The sequence below is a fragment of the Oceanicoccus sagamiensis genome (assembly GCF_002117105.1).
Classification (GTDB): Bacteria; Pseudomonadota; Gammaproteobacteria; order Pseudomonadales; family Dasaniaceae; genus Oceanicoccus; species Oceanicoccus sagamiensis.
In genome coordinates, this window is record NZ_CP019343.1 from 703,521 (window position 1) to 729,305 (window position 25,785).

24 protein-coding genes are annotated in these 25,785 nt (G+C 46.5%); 8 read left to right on the forward strand and 16 right to left on the reverse strand.

All coding sequences use genetic code 11. The features are described from left to right. The first annotated feature begins 74 nt into the window (after positions 1-74). From BST96_RS03120 to BST96_RS03130, 3 genes are all read left to right on the forward strand, one after another. On the forward strand, positions 75-1,040 hold the full coding sequence (locus BST96_RS03120) for a helix-turn-helix domain-containing protein (RefSeq protein WP_085757287.1): 966 nt from the start codon (positions 75-77) through the stop codon (positions 1,038-1,040). A 167-nt stretch (positions 1,041-1,207) separates the two neighbouring features. After that, positions 1,208-1,669: a magnesium transporter gene (locus tag BST96_RS03125; RefSeq protein WP_085757288.1), complete on the forward strand. Its 462-nt coding sequence runs from the start codon at positions 1,208-1,210 to the stop codon at positions 1,667-1,669. After that, complete coding sequence (locus BST96_RS03130) at positions 1,666-2,655, forward strand: efflux RND transporter periplasmic adaptor subunit (protein WP_085757289.1); 990 nt, start codon at positions 1,666-1,668, stop codon at positions 2,653-2,655. Before BST96_RS03125 ends, BST96_RS03130 begins: the two co-directional genes overlap by 4 nt. Positions 2,656-2,763: 108 nt before the next feature. On the opposite strand, the gene BST96_RS03135 is transcribed toward BST96_RS03130, so the two are convergent. The 4 genes from BST96_RS03135 to BST96_RS03150 all read right to left on the reverse strand — a co-directional run bounded on the left by BST96_RS03135 (position 2,764) and on the right by BST96_RS03150 (position 6,061). Then, the gene (locus tag BST96_RS03135; RefSeq protein WP_085757290.1) at positions 2,764-3,756 is read right to left on the reverse strand and encodes an efflux RND transporter periplasmic adaptor subunit; all 993 of its coding nucleotides are present in this window, start codon (positions 3,754-3,756) and stop codon (positions 2,764-2,766) included. Further along, positions 3,753-3,986, reverse strand: coding sequence for a DUF3302 domain-containing protein (locus BST96_RS03140; RefSeq protein ID WP_085757291.1), 234 nt, complete (start codon positions 3,984-3,986; stop codon positions 3,753-3,755). The genes BST96_RS03135 and BST96_RS03140 overlap by 4 nt, the downstream gene beginning before the upstream one ends. A gap of 180 nt (positions 3,987-4,166) precedes the next feature. After that, positions 4,167-5,810 (reverse strand): sulfatase-like hydrolase/transferase, encoded by a 1,644-nt coding sequence (locus tag BST96_RS03145; protein ID WP_085757292.1) that lies wholly within the window; start codon positions 5,808-5,810, stop codon positions 4,167-4,169. Between the two features lie 41 nt (positions 5,811-5,851). Further along, positions 5,852-6,061, reverse strand: coding sequence for a hypothetical protein (locus BST96_RS03150; protein WP_085757293.1), 210 nt, complete (start codon positions 6,059-6,061; stop codon positions 5,852-5,854). A 178-nt stretch (positions 6,062-6,239) separates the two neighbouring features. Here BST96_RS03150 and BST96_RS03155 point away from each other — a divergent pair, with 178 nt between their 5' ends. Beyond that, on the forward strand, positions 6,240-7,184 hold the full coding sequence (locus tag BST96_RS03155) for a helix-turn-helix domain-containing protein (RefSeq protein WP_085757294.1): 945 nt from the start codon (positions 6,240-6,242) through the stop codon (positions 7,182-7,184). 12 nt (positions 7,185-7,196) lie between these two features. Here BST96_RS03155 and BST96_RS03160 read toward each other — a convergent pair whose 3' ends face one another. Beyond that, a complete protein-coding gene (locus tag BST96_RS03160; RefSeq protein ID WP_085757295.1) occupies positions 7,197-7,748 on the reverse strand; it encodes a hypothetical protein in 552 nt (183 codons plus the stop codon). A gap of 101 nt (positions 7,749-7,849) precedes the next feature. Next, on the reverse strand, positions 7,850-8,623 hold the full coding sequence (locus BST96_RS03165) for a hypothetical protein (protein ID WP_085757296.1): 774 nt from the start codon (positions 8,621-8,623) through the stop codon (positions 7,850-7,852). A 213-nt stretch (positions 8,624-8,836) separates the two neighbouring features. On the opposite strand from BST96_RS03165, the gene BST96_RS03170 reads away from it, so the two are divergent. Next, positions 8,837-10,525, forward strand: a complete 1,689-nt coding sequence (locus BST96_RS03170) for an alkaline phosphatase family protein (protein WP_085757297.1) — start codon at positions 8,837-8,839, stop codon at positions 10,523-10,525. Positions 10,526-10,535: 10 nt separating this feature from the next. On the opposite strand, the gene BST96_RS03175 is transcribed toward BST96_RS03170, so the two are convergent. Further along, positions 10,536-11,705 carry an acyltransferase family protein gene (locus BST96_RS03175; RefSeq protein WP_085757298.1) on the reverse strand — a complete coding sequence of 390 codons (1,170 nt, stop codon included), beginning with the start codon at positions 11,703-11,705 and terminating at the stop codon, positions 10,536-10,538. 152 nt (positions 11,706-11,857) lie between these two features. On the opposite strand from BST96_RS03175, the gene BST96_RS03180 reads away from it, so the two are divergent. Next, entirely contained in the window at positions 11,858-13,261 is a 1,404-nt protein-coding gene (locus tag BST96_RS03180) for a MipA/OmpV family protein (RefSeq protein WP_085757299.1), read from the forward strand. A 55-nt stretch (positions 13,262-13,316) separates the two neighbouring features. Here BST96_RS03180 and BST96_RS03185 read toward each other — a convergent pair whose 3' ends face one another. The 3 genes from BST96_RS03185 to glpK all read right to left on the reverse strand — a co-directional run bounded on the left by BST96_RS03185 (position 13,317) and on the right by glpK (position 16,950). After that, the gene (locus BST96_RS03185; protein WP_085757300.1) at positions 13,317-13,610 is read right to left on the reverse strand and encodes a hypothetical protein; all 294 of its coding nucleotides are present in this window, start codon (positions 13,608-13,610) and stop codon (positions 13,317-13,319) included. 257 nt (positions 13,611-13,867) lie between these two features. Then, on the reverse strand, positions 13,868-15,469 hold the full coding sequence (locus BST96_RS03190; protein WP_085757301.1) for a glycerol-3-phosphate dehydrogenase/oxidase: 1,602 nt from the start codon (positions 15,467-15,469) through the stop codon (positions 13,868-13,870). Then, positions 15,469-16,950: a glycerol kinase GlpK gene (glpK, locus tag BST96_RS03195; protein WP_085757302.1), complete on the reverse strand. Its 1,482-nt coding sequence runs from the start codon at positions 16,948-16,950 to the stop codon at positions 15,469-15,471. The genes BST96_RS03190 and glpK overlap by 1 nt, the downstream gene beginning before the upstream one ends. Positions 16,951-17,065: 115 nt before the next feature. Here glpK and BST96_RS03200 point away from each other — a divergent pair, with 115 nt between their 5' ends. Next, positions 17,066-17,590 (forward strand): hypothetical protein, encoded by a 525-nt coding sequence (locus BST96_RS03200; RefSeq protein WP_085757303.1) that lies wholly within the window; start codon positions 17,066-17,068, stop codon positions 17,588-17,590. A gap of 106 nt (positions 17,591-17,696) precedes the next feature. On the opposite strand, the gene BST96_RS03205 is transcribed toward BST96_RS03200, so the two are convergent. After that, positions 17,697-20,243, reverse strand: a complete 2,547-nt coding sequence (locus tag BST96_RS03205; RefSeq protein ID WP_169713891.1) for a TonB-dependent receptor — start codon at positions 20,241-20,243, stop codon at positions 17,697-17,699. Between the two features lie 114 nt (positions 20,244-20,357). Then, positions 20,358-21,110 (reverse strand): hypothetical protein, encoded by a 753-nt coding sequence (locus BST96_RS03210; protein WP_085757305.1) that lies wholly within the window; start codon positions 21,108-21,110, stop codon positions 20,358-20,360. A 182-nt stretch (positions 21,111-21,292) separates the two neighbouring features. On the opposite strand from BST96_RS03210, the gene BST96_RS03215 reads away from it, so the two are divergent. Further along, the gene (locus BST96_RS03215) at positions 21,293-21,952 is read left to right on the forward strand and encodes an NAD(P)-dependent oxidoreductase (RefSeq protein ID WP_085757306.1); all 660 of its coding nucleotides are present in this window, start codon (positions 21,293-21,295) and stop codon (positions 21,950-21,952) included. 13 nt (positions 21,953-21,965) lie between these two features. On the opposite strand, the gene BST96_RS03220 is transcribed toward BST96_RS03215, so the two are convergent. The 4 genes from BST96_RS03220 to BST96_RS03235 form a co-directional block, all read right to left on the reverse strand. Continuing rightward, positions 21,966-23,291 (reverse strand): MFS transporter, encoded by a 1,326-nt coding sequence (locus BST96_RS03220; protein ID WP_085757307.1) that lies wholly within the window; start codon positions 23,289-23,291, stop codon positions 21,966-21,968. 144 nt (positions 23,292-23,435) lie between these two features. Continuing rightward, positions 23,436-24,086 carry a TetR/AcrR family transcriptional regulator gene (locus tag BST96_RS03225; RefSeq protein ID WP_085757308.1) on the reverse strand — a complete coding sequence of 217 codons (651 nt, stop codon included), beginning with the start codon at positions 24,084-24,086 and terminating at the stop codon, positions 23,436-23,438. A gap of 108 nt (positions 24,087-24,194) precedes the next feature. Continuing rightward, positions 24,195-24,770, reverse strand: coding sequence for a phosphoribosyltransferase (locus BST96_RS03230; protein WP_085757309.1), 576 nt, complete (start codon positions 24,768-24,770; stop codon positions 24,195-24,197). Between the two features lie 174 nt (positions 24,771-24,944). Next, positions 24,945-25,709, reverse strand: a complete 765-nt coding sequence (locus tag BST96_RS03235; RefSeq protein WP_085757310.1) for an SDR family oxidoreductase — start codon at positions 25,707-25,709, stop codon at positions 24,945-24,947. Positions 25,710-25,785: the final 76 nt, after the last annotated feature.

Here is a 25,785-nt window from a genome sequence, read left to right on the forward strand (position 1 = left end):
TAAATACAGGCCTCGACTGATAAAGTAATACATTATAGGTCAGTAACTTAGGCATAACCTGGGCAACAACGTCTATGCAGAATCAGTTTTCATTTCTGGATGCCAGCTTTGATCAATTTGAACAATTGGCCGAAGTGGTTAAAGACTGGGACCTGGAGTTCCACCAGCTTTCGGCAACCACCACCCGCCCCTCTCTCAGCCAACTGGCTACCCTGGAAAGCGTGATTAACCATGTACATGTAGGCTGTATCTTTGACCAACATGGTCATACACCGGCCGGTTTTAGAACCTTTGCGATTTTGGAAACCGACTCCCCGGCTATCAGCTTTCGCAACCAAACTGCTGACCCAAATTCGTTGATGATATTCCCGCAAGATAACGAAATTGCTGCGGCGTCTCCCGCCAGCTTTAATGTTTATTCGCTATCGATAAAAACGGGGTTTTTACAGCATCAGATAGCCAATTTAACCGGGCTTGCACCGGAGGATTTACTAGCCAAAGAAGGCGGCGTTTTTACCGGCTCCCCCGAAAGCATTCAAGCCCTGAGAATATTTATTCGCAACACCATAAAACAGGCAAAATTATTGGCGGGCAAGCCCGCGCTATTGGCACAATTACTCACCATGCTGGATTTTGATCATCAGTTTGCAAACCATATTATTGATTGCCTGCTTAATTGCAAACAGCCCGCCGCTGGCCATTCATCTCATAAAATCCAGCAAGCGATTAATCAATCTATTGATATTATCCAACAGGAAAACCACGACCCGATTCCGGTTAAAGATCTGGCCAAACGGGTTGCTATTAGCCAAAGCTCATTGGAACACGGCTTTAAAAAACACTTTGGCGTTAACCCCAAGCAGTACCTTAAGTATACCCAGCTAAACCTGGTGAGAAATGCCTTATTAAGCGCCAACAGCAAAACCACCAAAGTTACCGATATAGCCAATCTATATGGCTTTTGGCATATGGGCCAGTTTGCCAGTGATTATAAAAACCTGTTTGGTGAACTACCCAAACAAACACTGAAAAGCCCCTAAACCCGTTAACAACACCGTAGGGTGGATTATAATCCACCAAATTTAGCGGGGTGGAGGTGGATTGTAATCCACCCTACAGACTATTTTTCTGCTGCCAATAACGGATGATTTATTTAGCTGCTTTGCCTATACTTTCCTGACAATAATGCAGGGCATGGGTAGCAAATATGAGTAACGAACAGGATTCGCAAGCAACACCCTCGCTGGTAATGAGTCGATCGAAAAAAATACTGCTTGGTTTAACGGCTATTGCCCTGGTCTATGGCCTATCTCTATTTGGTGAAATCCACGGCAAGGATATACCTGAAAGCTATTTCTCCAGTGGTTACCCTTCAATTCTTGGCTTATTAAACTCTGAGATATTTATGGGTTTAATCTTTTTGGTCACCATCGCTGTTTTCGTCTATGTGGCATATCTGCTGTGGGAACTCCATGAAGTCGCCGTCCATCGCGCAGAAGAGACCTCCAACCCGCATTTGCAATTAATCTTTGCGCTGTCTTTATGCGGCCTGTTTATTGATAAAACCTGGTGGGTACTGGCCGTGATTCTCTCATTTACCAGCTGGGAGATTATTGGCACCAGCCTGAGCAATATAATCCAGCGAGGCGTTAAGGGAGACCAGCCATGAAAGAGATTATGCTGCCCTATATTTTTATTGTCTGGTTATTGGTGAAGCTGGGAATTGTGCAATGGAATCTTCGCAACGCCGTTATTATTGTCGGCATTGGTGCCTTCTTATCATTTACTTTATTTGCCTCCCACCGTTTCTGGTCACCAGCAGATTTAACCGACAGCTCTACCATTAAAGCGCCCCATGCAGTACTTAGCCCTCTGGTCGGTGAGCAAATAAAAAGTATTCATGTGGTTCACAATCAAAAAGTTAAACAGGGCGATCTGATTTATCGCTTGGAAAGTGCAACACCCGATAACACCACTGAAAGCCTAAAAGCCGAAATTGCTCAACAGGAAACCTTAATCGCTCAATACAAGCGAGATATTCAGCGTATATTAAAAGCGCCTGACACCTTTACTCAGCGCGATGAAGAGAGGATAAAAACGGAAAAGGCCAATGCCAAACTGGAAATAGAACGATTACAGGCCGAGTTAAAACAGGCTGCCTTTGAAGAATCTCAAACTATTTTAGTAGCCCCTTTTGATGGCCAGGTATCTATTGCCAATATCGCCGTTGGTTCACGTCTTGGCAATATGCATATTTATGATACCAGCCGAAAGTTTTTGGAGATGCGTATCCCTGAGCAGTCTTATCGCTATATTGAGAAAGGCCAATTTGCGGAATTTTTTCTTGCCACACATCCCGGTGAAATTTTCAGAGGCAGAGTGCATAGCCTGAGAACAGGGACCGGTGAAGCGATGGTATCACCCCGTGCCGCTGATCAGCAGGTGCGCCAGCATGTGGGTAGAAATACCGGTAGCCAGGGGCGTACTGTGATTATCGAGTTTATTGAACCGGAAGGTTATAACTTGCCGATAGGGGCTACGGGCTCGGCTTGGATATCCGCTAATAAACCGCATCCGCTGTTGGGGTTTATGGATATTATTGGTGCGGCTACCGTTCGGCTAAAATCTTATAAAGCCTATTTAAGTGCCCTGTAAATAACAAAGGCCCCACCGGAGCCTTTGTTGTAGGGTGGATTATAATCCACCAAACCCTGCCTTCCAAACTGGTGGATTATAATCCACCCTACGCGGAGTTAGGTTTTACTAAGGCGATGTTAAATAAGCCAACCAGGCACTCATTCTTAAAGCCACCTTACTAATCACATGTACTGGCTTACCCGCATCGGTATACACCGCCATTGTTGCTCCGGCACCCTGGGGTAATTGGCTGGCAAACGCACTGTCATCCAGACTCACCCAAACAGCCCAGCGATCGGTGATTGGTGTACCTGTCAATGTCGGTAACTGGCTACTGGCCGAAGCCTGAGCCTGACCACCAGCCTTGCCTAACCGGCTGATTTTGCCACCAAACACCTGACCGGGGATTGAGCTAAAAACCACTTCAACTTCATTGCCCGGCTCAATTCGCCTAATAGCACTCTGACTAAAGCTGGCTATAAGTTCGGTGCTTTCATTAGAGATAAAAGCCAGCGATGAACCGGCCGGAACAGTGGTAACAAAAGAACCTTCACGCACTTGTACATTGGCCGCATAGCCATTGGAAGGCGCCCTAACCTCGGTTTCTGCCAACTGCCATTGCGCATTATCTAACTGTGCCTGAGTGGCCTCAATAGCAGCCGCAGCAGCATCGCGTTCAGCAATCCAGATATCCAAATCAAGTTGTGAGGCCGCCTTTCTAGCCACCAGGTTTTCTGCACGATCAACATTGATTTGCGCCAAACGCAGCTGCGCACCCTGCTGCTCCAACTGTGACTGCAATTGGCGAACATTAAACTCAAAGGGGGTTGGGTCTATACGGTATAACAGGTCTCCCTCTTGCATAGCCTGCATCGACTGCACCGGCACTTCAACTAGCTGACCTTTAACGTTAGGTACAATGGGAATAATATAACGAAAGACTCGGGCATCAGCGCTAATCGGCGAAAAGGTATACCAACTAAAAACAATCGCAGAAATTAACACCACACCAACACCAGCAAAGGCAGAAATATTGCCGGTAGTTTTTTTAAGCCATGCCATTTTATTAAAAATAACAATATATAAGGCTGAATAGCAGATAATAATAAAGGCAATCATTGCTGTACCTCCGCTTGTGCCAAGGGCTTGGTCTTGGCCCAGACCAGCGCTACAAACCAGCCTATGCCCAGAGTCAGTAAGCCAATCCAGGCCAGGGTTGCTATGGCATCAACCTGCGGATGACCGCGCTCTCGGGCGATATTGCCTGGAATATTACCGATGACTACGACCAGCGCAATGCCAGCGGCCACGAGTATCAGTAAGACAATCATTGCAAAAATATCCAGCATAGGGATTCCTCTTAAACATTATCATTTCCGCTACCGCCTAAACAGGTAGGGTGGATTATAATCCACCTGCTTTTAATATTCTGGACTGGTTTTGGTGGATTGCAATCCACCCTACGAAAATGACGGTATGAAAGTTATAAAAAAGCCCTCAGGGTTGAGGGCTTTGTCGTTCAATCCATACTAGTGCCAGGACATAAAGGTATCGATGGTTTCCTGGGTTTCAGGTCGCAGGTTCTCAATACCTACATAAGGCTTTCCTTTACCTAATTTGTTATGCGGGTTTTTCATAATCGCCATCATATGGCGCTTGGCCATATCCTGAAAGCTGGCACCGGTCCATAGCGAGTGACCAATTTGCTTGTGCTGTTCACGGGGGTCTCGGAGGATATTATAAACACCGGCTGCTGCTGCAGGCATACCCGGCCCAGGCAGGTGCATTTTCCATTCCTGCTTCACAATGGATTTCAACACTTCATTCTCATAGATATAGACCCAATCACGACGACCGCGTTTCTCACCATTCAGCAATAACGCTGTTTGGTCGATACCATCGATTACCCGATCACGGGGAATATACTTCTCTGCCTGAGCAATATTGGCAAAGGTAGTGAACAAGTCAGACACATGCACAATATCTGCCGCCGAGCTTCCGCCTTCAACAGCACCGGGCCAGCGCACATAAGCATCAACCCGCACACCGCCTTCTAAATGGTCAGTTTTACCACCGCGGTAAATCAGCTGGCTCATACCTGAGGTGCCTTCGTAGTGATACATCAAACCGTTATCCGCCATAAATACCACCAGCGTATTGTCAGCAATACCTAGACGATCAACTTCGGCAATAATCTCACCAAACCAGTCATCTAACACTTCCAGTTTATCAGCCATAAAACCGCCATTGCGCGAACGGGCCTGTTCAGGATGGACAAAATTCAGTGGGTATAGCGGCCAGTACTGCAAGAAGAAAGGCTCATCATCTTTAGCCAGTTTCTGTAACTGCTCAATGGTCTGACGCTGGTAACGCTCATTCATGCGCTCGTAATGAGCCTGAGTCCAGGTTTCTCCAGCCTTTAAATCAATCTCGCGAGCCTTGCCGCCTTTTTTCGCTTCAACACCCGTCACCAAACCATTCGGTTTAAACTTTTTATCCAGCGCCATATCGTTAGACTGAGTACCGTTGTACCAGCCCAGCAAGTTATTGGCCCGGGCTGATTCAGGGCTCATTAACGCTAATTGCACCTGCTGGTGCAGCGGGAAAGCGGCATAATCAAAGCCCTGGTTATGAGGATAGGATTCCTCAATATCACCCTGATGCCACTTACCGATATGAGCCGTGTTATAACCGGCTTTAGACAACACCTCGGCGATAGTCACTTCATTTTTACCCAAGCCCTCACCCACCAATGCCACTTTTACTTCTTTAATACCGGTGCGCACCGGATGACGGCCAGTCAAAAAGGCCGCACGAGTTGGCGTACAGGAAGGTTCGGTATACATACGGTTAAGCGACATACCCTGCCTGGCAAACTCATTGATATTGGGGGTTTTGATACCCATCACATCATTTAATGCAGGCTTACCCATTTGGCCGAAGCTAACATCATCAATCAAGACATAGAGAATATTAGGGCGCTTGCCACCATTCTTTTTGCGGATTTCAGCCAGCTTGGACTCAACCTGCTTGTCTTCTTTCTGCCAGGCATCTTTATATTGCGCTTCAACAAAATAGTATTCACCATCGTGAATAATATCTTTGGCGCTCACCTGCACAGCGATAAGACCAGATACCGCTGCCAGTAATAGCTTTTTAAAGGGTTTGTTCATAGTTGGCTCCAGTTTAGAGATATTATCTGCTGTTTAAGTTGCTAATTATTATCTATTTTTGAGGTAGTACGAAGGCCGTGCATTAAAAGATCATAAGCCGTGGCGGAGAGTGATTTATTATCCGCACTAGCCAGTTGCGACATACGGTCAAACTCGGCTTCAGTCACAAAGGTGACCAGACGGTGAGAACGCACCAGCTCAGTAGGGCCTGCTGGTCTGCCGCGCTGTAATTTATTATCTAATGTTCCCATTTGAACACCTTCTTATATATAAACCTTTATGCCGCAACGCCACCGGGCTTGATTTTACTGGTCAGGTTATATAGTTTTGGCTCTGTGCAACATCACAAATGCGCCAATTTACTGTGACACAAAAATAATTAGCCCTTACAAAACCGGGCTTTATAGAATAATCACCTGGTAACAACCTATGGAATACAGCAGCAGCGCTGTACAACATATTTTGGCAAGCCACTCTGTCGAAGAGTTTAACCAATCGATTGACAGCTGGGAGTTGGAATTTACCCAGCTTGAACGCGGCCAATTTTACAGTCAGCAAACACTGGTTTATAGCCAGCATAGTCTGGCACTGCGGGTGCACTTTAACCGCAGGCTACTGCAGCGGGGTATTGCCCCTGCCAACTTTATTACTTTTGGCCTTAGAGCATCCTCTGGGGCTGAAGCTCTTTGGCATCAGCGGGCGATAACCACTGACACACTGGAAGTTTTCCCCAGTTATAGTGATTTTGAGGTGGTTACTCCAACTGGGTTTGATGCCTACACCATTAGTATCAGCCGTGAGCAACTGGAAGCTATTGCCGAGCAGGAACAACTGGCTATCAATATTGATCAGCTGGCCAATAGTCAGGGGGTCTTTGAAATAAACCCTGAACACACCCGCCATATTCGGCAATTATTGATGCAAGCCACCCGGGAGCAGTCAGCGCTCAATCAGGAGAGCGTGTGTCAATTAATGGACCATGACCTACCCCGCCTTATTCTTGAAACACTAATCGGCGGCCACCATCAACGTCCCTTAAAAACACCCGCCAGAAAACAAACACTGGATAAAGCACGCAGCTTTATCGCAGAGAACCCCTACGAAATCATACAAGTAGCCACCTTAAGCAAAGTCGCCCATACCAGCAGCCGAACATTAGATAGAGTGTTTAAAGAGTATCTTGGGGTCAGCCCAAAAAGTTATCTGCTGCTTAAAAAGCTTAATGCCGTACAGAAAGAGCTGATTAACAATAAAGAAGACAGTATTACTGAGATAGCCAACCGCTGGGGCTTTTGGCATATGGGGAAATTTGCTGCGGACTATAAAAAAACGTTTGGCGAATTACCGAGCGCAACCGCCAAACGTTTTCGTTAGAGCAACCACCCTTTATTCGGGCAGCGCCATATTGTTGTTAATTTTCTTATCCGCATCATCGATAACACCTGCGCTTACACTGATACCAAAATCAGTAGTCACTTCATCCGGCGTTTTCATCAGTGGGATATTACGCACACGAATCACATTAAGTAAGGTATCCATTTGGCTATCAACCTGCACAAAGCGGATAGCATGGACTGGTGATAAAGCCTTGGAGACTTTCTTGTGATAATCTTCACGCAATTTATTGCGGTTTCTCATTAGCTTAAACAAATCTTTAGATAAAGCCGCTGCACGCTTGTCATCCATTTCACTGTACTTGCTGGAAAACTCTTTAACCAATTCCAGGCGCTGGTCACGAATCGCCATAATTTTGGTGTTATATTCGCGATAGATGGGGGTAAATTTCTCTTGGTCGGCCGCGGTTAGCTGCATCGAGTCCAGCATAATACCTTCTTTCTTGGCTCTAAGCTGGTCACGAAATTGCTCAAACGCTTCAAAATCAGGGGCTGCGGCAACATTGCCAACCAGTAACAGGGTTATTAACAGTCTTTTAATCATTCTGGAAATCCTCAAATTATAGATGCTTTAGGCATCAAGCCTGAGCCGATTGTAAAACATATCCACAAGGCTGAATATCCCCGATAGCTCTGGCTCGGTCATTAATAATTAAATCTAAGCCCTAAACCAAAACCCCAATCATAAGACTTATAGCCCCCGATACCCGTTAATGCTTCGGCATAGACACCAAAGGCTGGCGTAAATTGACGGCCAAATTGTAACTCGGCGGATGCGGGCAAGTCGTTATCGTTTTCCCAGTCTGCCGAGGCAATAGCATCGAGCTTTAGCCAATAGCGGTTAGGGAGCTTTTGAATAGCCAGCAAGCGCAGGGAGGTAACGCTCACATCAACACCATCGATTTCAGATTCATGTTGCACTAAGGGGATAACAATAGTCCCTGGCCTTACCGTCACAGCGACACCGGCAAAAGGGATCAGGGTATGGGCGTCCTGACCTATACCTCGGTCCTGGTTATCAAAATGCACCTTGGCTTCAAGACCTACCGCCAGGCGATAAGGCATATCATTCCAGCTGCCCTCCCCCGGAAAGTAAATACCCTTGGCTCTGGCGCTATCCAGACCGGAGCGCTGCTGACCGGTGGCATCCGTCTCCCAGTAGCGCAGCTCATAGCGGAATTTAAGCTTGGGGTTAATCATCAGCGCGCCTTCCAGCGCATAATCATCCAGATCATCGCCATCAATATCGACAAAGCGAGCCTTAAGGTCGGTATTGCGCACCTTGGCAAGAGGGCTGGATGCATTTTCTGGCTCCGCTTGCTCTTGCGCCACGGCATTAAAGCTCAGCAAAGCGACAAGTGGCAGTATGGCTGTAAACAGCCGAGCTGGTCGGCTAGTAGAATAGAAGGAAGTGAACATAGGAACTCTCTTAATTAAGCTGTCTATACGCTAAAAACCTACTTATAGCTTATCCCAAATTTTTTTAACATCAATAAATCGACATTTTTAAGCACAATCAATAAACAGCTTATGCCATCAATCAGCCATGCATCAATGCATCAATGCATTGCAAGTCATACAACGCTTTTATACTATCTGGACAGCTTCGTATAAATAACAGGAAACAAGATCATGAAGATAGTATCCGGGCCCAGCAAGACGCTACAATCTATCCTTGTTCTTTTATGGATTATTGCTGCCAGCACTCCCATTAATGCTAAAGAGATTAAACTGGTACTACAAATCACCATTGACGGCCTGCGCCCCGATCTTCTACAGCGCTCGCCAAAGCAATTTAGCAAAGGCGGCTTTAATTACCTATTTAACCAAGGCTATAGCTATAACAACGCCCACTATCTACATGCCAATACCGAAACCATTGTTGGCCACACTACCCTGGCCACTGGAGCCACACCCTCCGTTCACGGCATGGTAGGCAATGTATGGTTTGACGATCAAGCCAAGCAACTGGCTTATAATATTGAAGACCCCAACGCCCCACTATTGCCTTCCAGAGAGACTCAGCAACAAGGTGAGCAGGTTGATCCCTCACAAAAACTGGCTCGTACCCAAGGTCGCTCACCTGCCGCTATTCTTGTCCCCACTATCAGTGACACCCTGATTGCTTACTATGGCGGGCAATCAAAAAACTTTGCGGTATCAGGAAAAGATCGAAGTGCGGTGGCAATGGCGGGAAAAACCGGCAAAGCGTTTTGGTTTTCAACCAATACCGGTGATTTTATTACCAGCCAGTATTATTACGATCAATACCCACAATGGGTTGTAGATTGGAACCTGCAACGCCAGTCGGAAAGTTACGCCGATAAAAACTGGGACTTAGCTGACAAACCTTCCAGCTATAGTTTAATCGATAAGGATGACCGCCCTTATGAGGTTGACCTTAAAGGCTATGGTAAAACCTTCCCCCATGCCTATGGCCCCAAAAACCATCCACTGTTGCCCACAAGGGTTTTAGTTAGCCCAGCCGGTGACCAGCTAACACTGGACTTTAGCAAAGCACTGATTGAAAACGAAGCTATTGGCAAGGACAGTATTCCCGATTATTTATCCCTTAGTTTTTCCGGAGTCGATGCGGTTAATCATTTTTTTGGCCCCAACAGTCTTGAGAACGAAGAGATCGTTCGGCAACTGGATCGCACGCTGGCGGAACTGTTTCGCTATATTGATAAAACCGTGGGACTAAAAAATACGGTTATTGTTTTATCCGCCGACCACGGTATGGCAGATATGCCAGAGCATATGACCGAACAAGGGTATCAAGTCGGCAGGCTATACTCAGAGCAAGTGGAGGAAATGGCCAATCAATTGGGGGAAGAGCTCTATGGTATTAAAGCTATCAGTCGCTTTTTCTTCCGGCCCTATCTCTATCTTGATGATAAAAAAATTGCCAGCGCCAAATTGGATAAATCGAGCGTATTAAAAACCATAGCCGCAAAACTTTCCCTGCAGAAAGGTATTGCCCTGGCAGTACCCCGAGGCGGTGTTTCTGATATGCAGCAAACACCGATCTACCAGCAAATTGAAAATAATAATCACCCGCAGCGCTCCGGTGATATTTATATTGCCCAGGCACCCTACTGGTTTATGTTTGAGAAAGGCCCTATTGCTGCCATGCATGGCTCGCCCTGGCGCTATGATACCCATGTGCCAATTATATTTGCCGGTGCCGGTATCAAAGCGGGTAATAGTAGCCGACGGGTTCACCCTATTGATGTAGCACCAACGCTGGCCAAACTATTAAAGTTATCACCACCTGCGGGCTCTCAAGGTACTGTTTTGCAGGAAGTTACGGATAAATAATCATCCTATCTTATTGTTTGGGATAACGACGACCATTTAGCAACTGACCTATCCATGTATCTCTTACCCAGAGTTGATAGGTCAGCAGGCAAATAGCTAAAGTGCTCAGGCATACCACTAAAAACTTCCACTCCGCCGCCAGTTGCCAGCTATGCATTAGCAGGGCAATAGCCACCATTGGTACGGAGTGAAAAATAAATATCCAATAAGCACTATCAGAGAAGTAACGGATCAAAGCATGGTGGCTGACAAAATACCGGCTAAATAAACCGACAAAAGCCAACATAAAAAACATCATGGAAAAACCGGTGGCCGCTGATAATAGACTATGCAGCCAAAAATAATTCGGGCTATCGGCCTCCCCCTGTGTAGCAAAACCCACCAGACCAACCACCAAAGCAATATGTGCCAGAGCAAAATACAGCCACGCTCGCTTTGCTAACAGGGCAAGATTCTCAAGCCGTTGATAGAGCATCCAACCTAGCAGAAAGGCCACGCCAAAATAAGCGATAATAGACGGCTGTGGCATCAAACCCAGATCGCCCGATAGCCTGCCTGAAAAAGAGCCACTTCCCAGCACAGCCAACCAGGCAGCTACTAACAAAATCACTATGGGTGAATAAATCGGTGTTTGCAGTACTCGGCTAACGGCATATCGGAGTTTTAACGGTAAAACCGGTTTAAGCTTGATCAAACCAACCAAGATAATGACAAAGATAATCAGATAGTACAGAAACCAGAGATTATGGGTGTTATCCCATAATATTCTCGGTTTTTTAACGGCGCTAATATCAAAAACCCACTGCCCGCTGGCCATAATATTTTCCGCATAAATCCGCAAGACAGACATGTTAATAGCCAGCAGTGGCAGAAAGATAATAAAAGGCAGCACCAGGCGCTGATAGCGATTAGCCAGCATACCCTCCAGTCCACGCCGGGAGAATAACAGCGCAGTAAAAAAGCCAGAGAGTAGATAGAAGGTGGGCATTCGAAAGGTATTAATATAGATCAGCACCGCATCCATACTGACAGAGCGCATAGGGTCAATATAATAGTCCGTGATATCCAGCGTCATATACATTTGCGCAGAGTGTAAAACAACACCGAGACTCATCATCAAGGCCCGCAAAAAATCCAGGCCATGCAGACGCTGATCCGATGCTAGCGTTCCGTTACCCATAGGTCACCCATTATTATTCTTGCTGTTTGCCTGTAAATTAGCATAGCTTATAGCCCGCTGCTGACGGTTTTTTAAAATCCGTCATATTCTGTACTAAAGTTTGCCAATCTCATTTATTATTTGCCTTTGACTGTACTTAAGGCCACTGATTAATGTCGATACGCCCACTGCTGGTTTTTATATTCAGCTATCTATTACTCGCCCCACTGCCCTCGCTGGCTCGTGATGTCAGCCAATTGCATCTGGAACCCGGTGATGGCAACTGGTCACTGGGCTTTGGCCTGCGCAATGCGACTTTTCCCTATATCGGCACTGATGAAGAGACGGACTTTGTGCCCCTAATTACCTATAACGGCCAACGCTATTTTATTGATGGCACCCGCGCTGGTATACATTTATTAAATAATCAGGATTGGCTAATTAGCGGCTATGCCGCTTATCGCTATGGCGGTTTTAATGAAGAGGATTCTGACGAGCTGGACGGCATGGACCGTGACGATAGCGTAGATGGTCGTCTGGCCATTACCCGCCGCACCCCTTATGGCCGCTTTACGCTGGATACCGGCGGCGATATTAATAGCAAGTCCGAGGGCTGGGATGCACAGATCCGCTGGGGTGAAATTTTTGAGCGCGGCAACTACCGCTTTCGCCCATGGATTGGCCTGACTTATGAGGACGAAAAGTTAGCCAACTATTACTATGGCGTAAGGCCTGAAGAAGCGGAAGCAGACCGCCCAGCCTACGAAGTCGATAGCACGGTAGAAATGTCCTACGGTATCGATATGAGCTATCGCTTCTTTACCCATCATTATATCGGCCTTAACTTTCAATACTCGGAACTGGATGACAGTAAAAGAAACAGCCCTATTACTAACGAATCTGGCGTGTTTGAAAGTATGTTCTCTTATCGCTATGAATTTAATGATTTTCAAGCAAGTTATAACCCAGACTCCGGCTTTCTGGACGACTTAAGTGAAGGCGAATGGTATTGGCGTGCAGCCGCAGGTTTAACCACCCGCTCAAAGTTTAATGAGCTGGTGCGTTTTTCCAATTTCTTTAATAACGACGAAAGAAATACTGGCTTAGCCAGTTTATTTGTCGGTAAAAAAATCACTGACCGCTTTATGCATCTGCCGTTAGAAGGCTATGTCACAGGGGGTTATGTGCGCAGGCTGGAAAACGGTGAGCAAAGTGACTTTAATGAGTATGTCTTGGGCTTTAAGGCCTATTTCACCCAATTCCCCTGGTCAGATACAGTTAAAACACGGGTTGGTCTGGGTGAAGGTATTTCCTATGCTGAAAAAATACCGATTGTCGAAAAAGAAAATGTTGAGGGTAAAAATCGATCCACCTCCCATATGCTTAATTATATTGACTGGAGCTGGGATGTCAGTATTGGCGATGTTTTTAACAAACCGGATTTAAAAGAGTGTTATATGGGTTGGTCGATACACCATCGCTCCGGTATTTTTGGCAGCTCAGATTTCTTTGGTAATGTCGATGGCGGCGGCAATGTTAATACTCTGTATATCCAGTGCCATAACACGGGCAAGTAATTAAAAGGTGCTGTTATTGTTATCAAGTCACCTCTTGATCGCTTTAATGACCAAATTAGCGCTGCGCCACCTTATGCTTAAAGCTATGTAATTCCTGATTATAGTTGTCAGCCAATTTCTTTAGGCGATAGACAATATGATTATATTTAAAGTTGTTAGTGGCGCATTCAAGTTCTTCCATACCCTCGTTCACGTAAAATTTGACCTCCTCCTGAGCTTTAAACATTTGCTCTATGGTCGCGGTATCACCGGCAGGGATAGTTGGGGGTTGGTCTTTCCAATCCAAACAACCGGCTTGGGCGAAAGAGGCTAGTGAACACAGGGCAAGTGCTGATAGTAGTTTTTTCATTGTTAACTCCTAATGACGAGATAGTTGCTAAATAGTTAACGGGTCTATTGCAGCTAGCGTGCCAGTTTTTTTGAACCATTCATGCATAAGAAGCCAAAAACAGTAGAACGATAACTACTGTATTGATTTTTAAAGAAAAAATTTTTTTTAAATCGATAAAACATAGGAAGAGGGTTTGAGGGAAGAAAATCACTCAATAGTCTCTAACTGTTATTTGTGGTGCACACTCCCCTAGCTGTGCTTTGTTTCAGTGCCTGTTATTGGGCGCTTAAGTACTCTTGCAACTTAGCGTCAGCCTGATCACCAAATAATATCTGGCAGGCTTTTTTTAGACCGGGGGCAGTCATAAGATCCTGCCTTGGAATAACCAATTCAATTTTTGAACGTCGCCGCAAAAAGTCTTCCAGCTTGCTAATCATTTCCCGCTCGGCCGCTAACTCAACTTCACAGCGCAGATATTCAGCATTTTCAATCAGTAGCTTCGCCCCTTCAGGGTCACGCCGGATCGATGCCAATAAATCCAGGGCACTGGCACCATAGCGTCGCCATAAGCGCTCTGTTAGTGGCTCTGATGATGAAGCAGCGGTCATAGCGTCGAGGGCCATCGCTTTGGCTTGCTGTAAAAATTCAGCTTTAATCTGATTACCCGGCTCGCCATACCAACGCTTATCGGGTGAGGGCATGGCTATGCCCAGTTGCTCGACATAGCCTGCAACCTCATCCCCTACATTAATACAGTCCGTCAGCTTGCCGCCAAAAATACTAATATGCTGGTCTTTAGCGCAGATATCGATGGCATGCTTGCGAGATAGACTTAGCCAATCACCTTTACCCTCTTCCCCCTTAACTGCCAGCGGTCTTACACCACAGCGCTCGGCTATAACATCTGTCTCTGTTAACGGTTTTTCCAGCTTTAATAGCCGATTAACATTATCCAGAATAAAGCGCCTATCCTCAGCGCTTACTCTGGCATCGGGATGGTCCAGCGGCGTATCGGTTGTGCCAATACAGGTTTTGGGGCCCATGGGGATAACAAAAAATAAGCGCCCGTCGCTGGCAAAAAAAGCCAGCACCCGGTTATTTCCCGCAATGCGATCAACCATCAGATGAACACCCTTGGAAAAAAGATGCCGATGCTCCGTAAGCTGGCCGGTCAATTGATTATGCTGGTCAACATAGGGGCCACAAGCATTAATCAGTACTTTTGAACGAATGGTAAAGTTATCACCACTAATGCCATCCTTTACCTGTGTAGACCAGAGGCCGTCTTTACGGCTGGCCCCCTGTGACTCAATATAGTTAGCCGCTACGCACCCCTCACTTAAGGCCGTGCGAATAAAATTAAACACAAAGCGCGCATCATTGTCGTAGAGATAACAGTCAGAATATTCAAAACCACCAGCGACCTGTTCGGTATTAATCACCGCTTCTCTAACCTTAAGTTGTTGCCGGCTTAAATAATGGGGGCGGCGGGTAAAGAAGCGACCCATTGCCCAATAAAGCAATGTCCCCAGATAAATCATAAAAGGCGGAAAACGAAAACCCTGTTGAATACTGGTAAGAAAGCGAATTTCTTTGACGGTGGAGGGGTAGCTGCGCATCAGATGGTTGCGACTTTTACAGAGCTGGTTAACTAATAGAAATTCATAACTTTCCAGATATTTAATACCCCCCCAGGCGAGGTTGGAGGAATTGGAACTGGTACAACCCGCAAAATCACCGCGGTCAATTAAAGCCACCTTAACGCCTTTGGCTGCCAGAGAGGCGGCTGCTACCGCGCCATTAATACCCCCACCAAGAATTAATACATCAAAGCTGTCTTCGCGAAGTAACTTGAGGTTAGCCTCCCTTAATGTCATCAGGTGGCGCGCCTTACTGCGTCTTGCCAACCCTCAAGCAAATCACTGCGCTGGCACTCTTCCATACGTGGTTCAAATTCCCCCGCTCCACGCCATAAGGCCGTAAAAGCGTCAAAGTCGCCATAGATACCCAACTGCCGACCCGCGAGATAGGCGGCCCCTAATACGGTGGTTTCCATCACCACGGGGCGGCACACCGGCAGTGCTAAAACATCAGCGAGAAACTGCAAAAACCAATCGTTGGCCACCATCCCGCCATCAACTTTAAGCGAGGCTGGCTTAATACCATCGTTAGCCATTGCGGTAAAAAGATCATGGGTTAAATAGGCAACGGACTCCAGGGTTGCCCGCACCATGTGCGCAGGGCTGGTGGCGCGCGTTAAACCAAATATCGCGCCGCGAACATCGGGCCGCCAATAAGGGGCTCCCAAACCCGTAAAAGCGGGCACCATATACACACCACTATTACCCTCTAAACCAGCGGCAAGTGATTCAGTTTCTGCAGCGCTGTCGATCAACCCCAGTCCATCTCGCAGCCACTGTACGGCAGCACCCGCCACAAAGATTGAACCTTCTATGGCATAGCTTGGCTTACCCTCTAACTGGTAGGCCACGGTTGTGAGTAGACGATGTTTGGAGATAACCGGTTTATCACCACTGTTAATCATCACAAAACAGCCGGTGCCATAGGTGCTTTTTATTGCACCCGGTGCAAAACAACACTGCCCAATACTGGCCGCCTGCTGATCACCAGCCACCCCGGTAATAGGAATAGCTCGACCAAACAGGCTGTTATCGGTATCACCAAAGTGCGCGGAGCAATCCATTACCTTGGGCAAAAGTTGTTTGGGCACATTAAAGGTATCCAGCAACCACGGGTCCCACTTGCCGCTATAAATATTATAAAGATTGGTACGGCTGGCATTGGTGGCATCGGTGGCGTGTACCTTGCCTCCGGTGAGATGCCAGATTAAAAAGCTATCAATGGTGCCAAAGGCCAGCTCACCCTGCTCGGCTTGCTCTCTTGCACCGTCAATATTATCGAGTATCCAGGCAATTTTTGTGGCGGAAAAATAAGGGTCTAATAATAAGCCAGTGCGGGCTTGTACTTGGGTTTCCAGCTTTTGCTGCTTGAGCTGTTCGCATTGCTCTGCGGTGCGCCGGTCTTGCCAGACTATGGCGTTATAGAGGGCCTTGCCGGTACTTCTATTCCAAACAACGGTGGTTTCTCTTTGGTTGGTAATACCAATACCGGCAATGCTATAGCCCTGCTGCTCAGCACTGGCTAAAGCCTGACGTGAGACACTGATCACAGAATCAAGAATCACTGCCGGGTCATGTTCTACCCAGCCTTCGGCGGGATAGAGCTGTGGAAACTCCTGCTGCGCCGACGCAATCACTTGAATATCGGCGTCAAACACCATAGCACGGCTGCTGGTGGTACCTTGGTCAATCGACAAGATACAAGGCTTGTTACTCATTCTTGCTCCTTTTTCAAGACATTACCAAAGGTAATGCCACGAAGAATAACTAGTCATTTTAATTATTATCTGTTTCTACCTATAGTCAATTCAACACTGACTAAGGAGGCCTGTGATGATTAACGCCATTAGCTATAACACTAACATTGATACCTACGCAAAACCCAACAATGTCACCAACCCTATTGCTTTTGCCGCCCGCTTACAACAGCGACTGGGCGAAGCTACTCAGGACAACGTGGTAGCCAAGGCCGATGACCCATCACTAAAGGACCCTTACGATATTAACCAGGGATTAAATCACGCACTGGATAGTTCCGCACAACGTCAGGCTGATCGTCAGCAAATAGAGCAGGAAGCCCGCTCTTTTATGTTTTCTGCCGCCTATGGCCAGCATCAAAAAGCGATGCTGGAACAGTATATTGTCGCTGCCAGCAACAATGAACCAGCCTCTTCCAGCCCTTCTTTAAAACCTTATGAGATGTACCAAAATATTCAGGAGCAACAGGAGAATATCAGAGATGCCAAAGTCGTTGTTGCGCAACAGTTTGTGGAATCAGCACGCGATACAATCAGTATACCGGAGCAACCACAACAACTGCTTGTACAACCAGAAGGACTGATTAACGTTTACGCTTAATACCGATAAGGCAGGCAATTGTTGATAGTTAGTTGACCGAAGGACAAAAAAACCTCCGCCTAAAGCGGAGGTAAAAACCCTGCCATCTGGGAGACAGGGTTAATCACTAGAAGCGGTAGGTAAAACGAGCACCGACAGTACGCGGCTGGGGTAATCTGGCATTAATCGCCCTTGGCTGTTCAGGTTGGACCCCAGGTACCGGTGACGCGATAAAGTTACCAAAGTCGGTATTGCTGGTTGCACTGCGAATAGTGTCATCATCCAGCAAGTTATCAACAAACAACAGTACCCGCCATTGCTCTGTATCAACACCGGTCTGAAAGCTCCAGATATCATGACTGGGAAGATAGGCATTATTGCCATCGGAAAGATAACGCTTGGATAAGTAGGAACCATTAAGCTCAATAATCCCATTCATTCCTGAAGCAATTATTTGCTCATAACGCAGCGATAATGTCGCCGCATGCTTGGCGGACAAGGCAAATTGGTTACCGGAAAAATCGCCATCTTCATTGCCGGAAATAGCAATATTATGATTTGACACGGAAGCAATACCGGAGATATTTTCCTCGGTGATTTCTCGCAGATTATATTCGGTATACTCCGTATCTGAATACACATAACCCAGTTGCGCACTAAACCCCTCAGTCACCTGCCAGGTTAAATCAAACTCCGCGCCGAATAATTCACTTTCACCAGCATTAACCACTTTGGACACTGCTACGGCACCATTGCTGGCAGAGACAGGGACTTGCTGGTCGGTGTAGTCATAGAAAAATACCGCACCGTTTAAAAACACAGACTTATCTAACCAACTGGTTTTAGCCCCCAACTCATAGCTTTTAAGTTGCTCGGATTCAAACTCCCCTTCACTCACATCGGAATCGGCATCCACGGTGGTAATACCTCCGGGCTTAAAGCCCTCAGAGTAAGTAAAGTACATCAGAGCATCATCGTTAATAGTCCAGTCAATCGAGGCCCGTGGTACAAACTGGCTTTCGCTAACGGAATTTTTACTGGTTCCGCAGGGGAAGTCGATACCGATATTACAAATGGTGCCACTGGAGGCGGTATAAAAACCCCGGAAAATATTATTGCCAGTATAATCCAGGTCTTCTTCCAGATAGCGTCCCTCGATAGTGATACTTAAGTCATCACTAAGGGCATAGCTGATCGAAGCGGCAATAGAGGTGTGCTCAGTCTCACGGGAAATAGTGGAAGACTGTAGATCAAGACTTGGGGCCAGGGTTGGATCGAACAAAGGATTGGGAACCACGACAGGTATGGATGTTCCGCCATTGCGCCACCAGAAAAGATCATCCTGGATAGTATCCATTTCTTCTTTCCAGTACAGAGCACTAATAAACCAGTCAACATTATCGGTATAACCTAATACCCGAAATTCCTGGCTAAGTTGCTCGGTCTGGTGATTGATATCAGCCCGGGTAGAAAAACCAATCTGGCCGAAGAAAGGACGAGGATCAATCAGGTCGTAATCAGTAAAATCAATATCTTCTACGGTTTGAATCTCATTATCAGTAAAAGCCGTAATGGAGCGAAACTCCATCTCTTCAAACTCCCAGCGTAAATCCAGGTGTGCACGAAAGGTTTCAACTTCTGTACCCGCAAAGTCTTTGCCGGTAAGGGGGTCAGTTGATAAGTCGATCTGGCTTTCTTTGCCCCGAGCCTTTCCAGATGAGATAGGCCTACATGCCGGGGAGGCGCCAAATAAATCAGCATACAGTGCAGCATCTGGCGCCGCGCAGGCGGCCACATTGGCAGCGTCAAAAGCGATAGGGACTACCGTTGCAGAGTCGGTTGCTGAAGGCAGCAGGCCTAAAAAGCCATCACGATTAGCCGTAGCCGACAAATCAAAGACCCTCGCGGTAGGCGTATATTCCTCATCGCTGTAACTCAGTTTGGTATAGGCGGTAAAGACATCATCTGGCAACCATTCAAAGGCCAAGGAACCACCAAAACTTTCACCACCGTTTAGCTCGCCACCGGTTTGTGGGTGTTCATACCAACCATCGGAATCCCAGGCTGCCAGATTGACCCTTGCAGCCAGAGTGTCGGTCAAACCGCCAGTAACACCTAAACGCAATTCCGCAGAATCGTGTTCGTCATACATCACATCCACATTACCAGAGAACTCTTGCTCAGGACGCTTGGTGACATAGTTCACCGCACCACTAAAAGCGCTGCGCCCATAGAGCACACTTTGCGGCCCCTTGACCACTTCTACCCGCTCCAAATCCATCAGCCGTAGATTGGCGGTGATGCCGCCACCGCCCGTGGTCATAGCCTCGGAGGTCACATCCACATCATCAATCAGGGTAGCCACATTGGCGCGCCCACGCGATGAAGACAGGCCGCGAATAACCGGGCGAGTATCGTTGGGCAATAAACCACTATCAAACACCAAACCCGCTGAGTATTGAGCAACATCTTCCACATTGCTAATACCTCGCTCTGAAATCATAGTGGGGGATATAGCATCCAGCGCGATAGGAATAGATTGTAAATTCTCTTCCGTTTTACGCGCTGTCACAATAATTTCTTCGATGGCTAACGAAGCACCTTCTTGTGCCATGGAAGGAACAACAGCCGTGCCAGAGATAGCCACTGCAATATAGGGAAAATACTTTTTCATATAGCCTCCGCTTATTCGATTATTCTTATAACAGCCTATGTGACCCACTGGTAACATGATAGGCCAATAAAAACTACAGCACAAACCTGCGCCGGTATTTTATGAACAATGACTTTATTGCAACATGGCGGCCCGCTCAATTAACTGAGTCAGCTCTTCACCATAAGTACTCACCACCTGATGGCGATCAGGGTCATTGTCTATAATCATGCGGGCAATATGCAGCCGTCTATCCAGCCTTGTCTCGGCAGCCTCGGCAGACAACAGCTCGGCCTGACGATAAATCTTTAACCATTCGTCTAAATAACTCATGGCATAGTGCTGCATGGTATAAATATCTTCTGACGACACCTTATTGGCCAATAAGAAATAAGGGGAACATAAGGCGCGCATATGCGGCAACTTTGAGGGTTCCAGCCTTATCGATTTGTGTTTTTTCGCTTTAGCAAAGGTTTTTGCCAGACCGGAATAATGTTGGTTGATAAATTCAAAGTCCATCACGATATCCATATCATGATAGAGGTCCATTGAAAGCTGGCTACCTTTCGTCGTCACCATACCTTCAAAATTATAGCGAGGAATATTATAGTGCGGCTCAGGAATAATATGGATATTGAAGTAGCGCATACCCGGCATAATATCGATAGACAGACTGGCTATTTTTTCCAACTTATCGGCTTTAAAAGCCCTGACGTAACCCGTGCTCTCCCCTTTCAGATTTTTTAAGTCCAATAGCTCTGCAAACTGGCTATGGGGCTGTGCGTTCAGCTCTCGCACAACGCGCTGTTCTACCGCCAGGCCAAACTCGGATAACTCGCCACTAAGCTCGCCAAAGACTAATTTACCGATAATATTTTTTAGACCCATTGCCAACCTTTTCTCTCAAGAAGCTGGTACGCAAACCCAAAAACCGCTGTTTACCACCACCTATTCATTCTGCATATTTTATAGTTTAGACTAAACTACCACATGTGACTCTGTAGTCACAAGAATTATTTTGCGCTATACTCATCTGCAAATAGCCAACAGATGATAGAGACACAGATTTTATGCCCGCAAAGCAGGAGCAACGATTACTGATATTAGGAGCAAGTGGCCGAGCAGGGAAAAGACTCTGCCAACATGCATTAAATGCAGGTTATCAAGTGGATATTATTATTCGCTCTCCAGAAAAGCTCGCTATACCCGCTCAGGATAAACTAAAGATATATATCGGCGACCTGACTAACACTGCTTTATTAAGGTCAGTACTGAGTAATAATTACGCCGCCGTATTATCAACTGTGGGTATATTTCATAAAACACTGGATACACCTCTAGCCGATATCACCCAACATTTGATTGACGCCATGCAAGCCAGCGGTATCAAACGCTTTATCTGTATGTCATCTCTAGGGGCTCATGACAGTAAAGGGCAAGGCAATCTGACGGTAAAATACGTAACGTCATTCGTTTTAAAATATGTGATTAAGGACAAGGAAAAGCAGGAAAATTATATTCGTGCCAGCGATCTTGAGTGGACAATTATTCGCCCACCGCAGCTACTGGATAATGATAACAGCGCTGATTATTGCCGCTGGCAAGGGAATAAACCGCCGCAAAAGCTGAGTTGGAAAATTTCAAATTTTGATGCCACTGCCGCTATGCTTGAAGCACTGGATCAACCTGAAACAATTGGTAAAGCCTTTCAGGTCTCGTATTATAAATAGCCCTTTCACCGCCTTATTCTGACAATGGCTGAGAACTCTCCGCATTGCCCTGGCGAACAATACCAATAGCCACCAGACAAAGCAGTAGGTTAATCACCGCAACAATCACAAAAGGACCAGGCTTCCACTGATCGAAGACTATCCCACCTACCTTGGTAATAAATAAAATGCCGACCGCACCGGCAATGGAAAACATACCCATCACCGAACCACGAATTCTCTCCGGCGCTTCTTGCCCGATTAATGTTTGGCTGGCAGACATCACACTCATTTGGCCAATACCCAATAACACCGCCGCCGGGTACATCCACACCCCCAATGGGTCAACAATAAAACCCATCGAACCATAGCCAATAGCGGCCAGCAATAATGAGATAGCCATTGCAACAACCCGGTTTAAGCGATCTATCACCAAACCTGAAACCGGCGCCCATAGCAGCGCGGTAAATTGCACCACTAAAAAGAAAATGCCTGCCTGTTTTAAGGCGTCCCCCGCAGATAAGCCCTGACTAACTCCCACCTGATTTAACCAAAGGCTAAAAAACACACCTATTACAATCAAATCACCACGGGCAACAAAAGCGCAACCATAGGCCAGTGCCACTCTGGGATTATCCACAGCCGCCTGCATACTTTCTTTTAGCATGGTCACCCATGAGCTTTTTTCTGCTGTTTTATTCAGTTCAGGCCCCGACCACAAGCCGGTTAAAATAACTAACGCTGAAACAAAGGCGATAGCAGAAACCGTTAACAATGCATATAAACCTGCTGTTTTATCATCCTGGTTAACGCCGTACCAACTGGGTAACTGGGATAACACCAATGCCAGAAACACTGCCCCAAGACCTATGGATAAGCCGGTAAAACCTACCAATTTACCCCGTGACGCTTCCTGCGGGTAATCGGCCTGCACCGTTGAAACCATGACATTAATAAAGGCCATACCCAGGGCAAAGACCAACCGCAATAGTAATAATTCTACTGACTGATCTACAAAGCCGTAGAGCGAGTAGGCAAAGGCCAATATCAACAAGCCCAATGTAAATACTACCCGCCGCGATATGCGATCCGCCAGCGCGCCAGCCACGGCGCAGCCCATTAACAATATAATTTCACTGTAAAAAACCAGGTCGCCGGTAAATTTACCCTGCTCCTCATCGGGGATACCCAACTGCACCCGCAGCACATAAGGCTGAATAAAATTGACATAAGTATTAAGGGTAATGCCGATAAAGGATGCATAAAAAAAGGTGAGTAAATGGCGAGGCATAACCCCCGGCATTAACTGTATAGGGCCCAACGAAGCAGTGACTGTGGTCGATATATTTGGCGCTGTCATAACAACCTTTATAACAAGAGTATTATTGTAGTTATCTGGATAGCAGGTCAAAACCACATGTGACCCGACAGTCACAAGAGTATAGCGCAAACAGCAAAAATTGAAATACTTTAATACAGAGAAAAAATAGAGCCGAGAAACAGGCTAATCAATCAGGAAGCGGTCAACCATCACATCAATAAGCTCATCCACTCTTTGCCAACTTTTCTTCTGCCGTAAATTCATACCAAAACAGTTAGGGCTGGTGACCGAGCGCATGCAAAGGTAGTTAATCATACAATAGAAAATCAAACTGAGGTTCACCAGATCTTCCCTTTGATCTTCACCCAGGTCGCTCATAATGGTCGTTAATTCGCGGGCGACTTTATCACTGGTTTTTTCTAATACCGCGGTGACCTGTGTTGGGTTCATTAGCTCACTGGCCATAATCCGCGTAATGACCGGGCGGTCGCGCAGGGCTTTCATATAGTTACGCTGAATCAGCTTTACCTTACCCTTGTAGTCCAGTGCAGCAAAGGCCTCTCGATCACCACCTAGTAATTCATCGGTGGTCGGCCAGTTAGCTCCACGCTGCAACCATGCTGTTACCAAACCCGGCAGATCATCAAAATAGCGGTAGAGTAATTGCTTGCCGACCCCAGCTTCTTCCACCACATTATTTACGCCAATACCGTCGGGTCCATGGCGCAATAAAATACGCTCGCAGGCATCCAGCAGTAATTGCTCGGTAGCCTGCCGGTCACGGGCGCGGAGCTTGGTGGTTTTCTTGACTTTGGCTTTGGGCTTGGCAGGCATGGTTTACAGTCGTTAAAAGGGTTTGATTCATTGAATAGCAATACTAACGATATTCAATGATGATACAAGCTGCCAACCCGTTAAACACTAAATAAATAAAACTAATGGCTATTTATTGTCAGGCTGTACTGCCAATCTTTTTCTTAAGGCCTCTACCCCGGGCTTATTCTGCATAATTTCCTCAGCGGACAGACCCACAAGCTCGTGGGGAAAAACCAACCAATCATCGGTCTGGTGAATAAAGTAATCTGGTACGGTTCCCACCTGATTATTCTTAGGCTTGTAGTAAGGCGTCGCGATTCGTATTTCCGGGGTGTTATCAGCACAGGCGGCTTTAATATCTGTAACCACTTGCTGAACACTTAAGCCGGTATCATGCACATCATCAACCAGCAATAAGCGCCCATCCGCATTGAGGTTCTCTGTAATATAAGCCAACCCATAGACCTTGACCTGCCCCGCGCGTTTTTCTATCCCTTGGTACAAGGAGGTGCGGATCGACATATGGTCACAGTGGCAGCCCATATACTCAAATAACTCATGGACGGCTATACCGACAGGTGTACCGCCGCGCCAAATAGCGACGATTAAATCCGGTTGATAACCGCTATCCAATACCTTTAAGGCGAGGTTAAAGGAGTCGTCCAATAACTGTTGTGCATCGATATATTGCTTATGGGCCATTGGCCGAACCTCTGGGGCAACGTATTTTGTTTTACTATAACAAAAAAACCAACCTCATCGGGTTGGCTTTTATTGATGCTGTCAAACTGTAGGGTGGATTAAAATCCAAGCAATCCAAGGCTCAGTATTGAAAGGCGGTGGATTGTAATCCACCCTACGGACTGATATCGATAGTTAGTTGGGAATTTTCTTACCGTCATAGTTGTAAGATTTCTTGCCGGTTTTTGGCGTTGCGGTTTCTATCACGCTTATCATTCCTGCCACACTCGCCGGTGGTTCGATACCTTTACCGCCAGCACCCGAAGCTGCTAATAAGCGAGTATTCACCATGCCGGGGCCAAGACGTAAAACAGTAACGCCATCGTTCTTTAGATCTTTTTGCATAGAGGCCATCGCAATACTCATACCGGCCTTGGAAATTTTATACCAGTACATATCGGAGATATTTGGCCCCATAGTAATTGAACCCAAGGCACTGGCCAGTACCACCACTTTTTTCTGCTTACTGGCTTTAACATTGTCCAATAAGGCCGAAGTCACACGCAGTGGCCCTTTGGTATTAACATCAATAACCCAGTCCAACTCATCGTAATCAAACTGACCCATTTTTTGTTTTTCCATATCACCCAGCACACCTGCATTATTGATTAATACATCAATAGGCTGGTCACCAACGGTCTTGGCCAGAGCAGCGATAGACTCTACATCGGTCACATCCAACTGGACGACTTTGATCGTGTTATTGGCTTTGGCCAGGGCATTAAGGTCATCAGATTTGTTCGGCTTACGCGTAGTGGCATAAACCGTCCAGCCCTGCTCGGCATATTGCTTAACAAACTCAAGACCAATACCCCGGTTGGCGCCAGTGATCAGTACGGTATCAGCCATTAACTGCGTTGGCAGCAAAAGTAACAGGGATAATAAAAGACGAAATTTCATTGCAGACTCCAGATAGTAAACATCGTTATAAGCAGATAATAACAAGTTCTGCTAGCTGATCATCCCCACTTAGCAA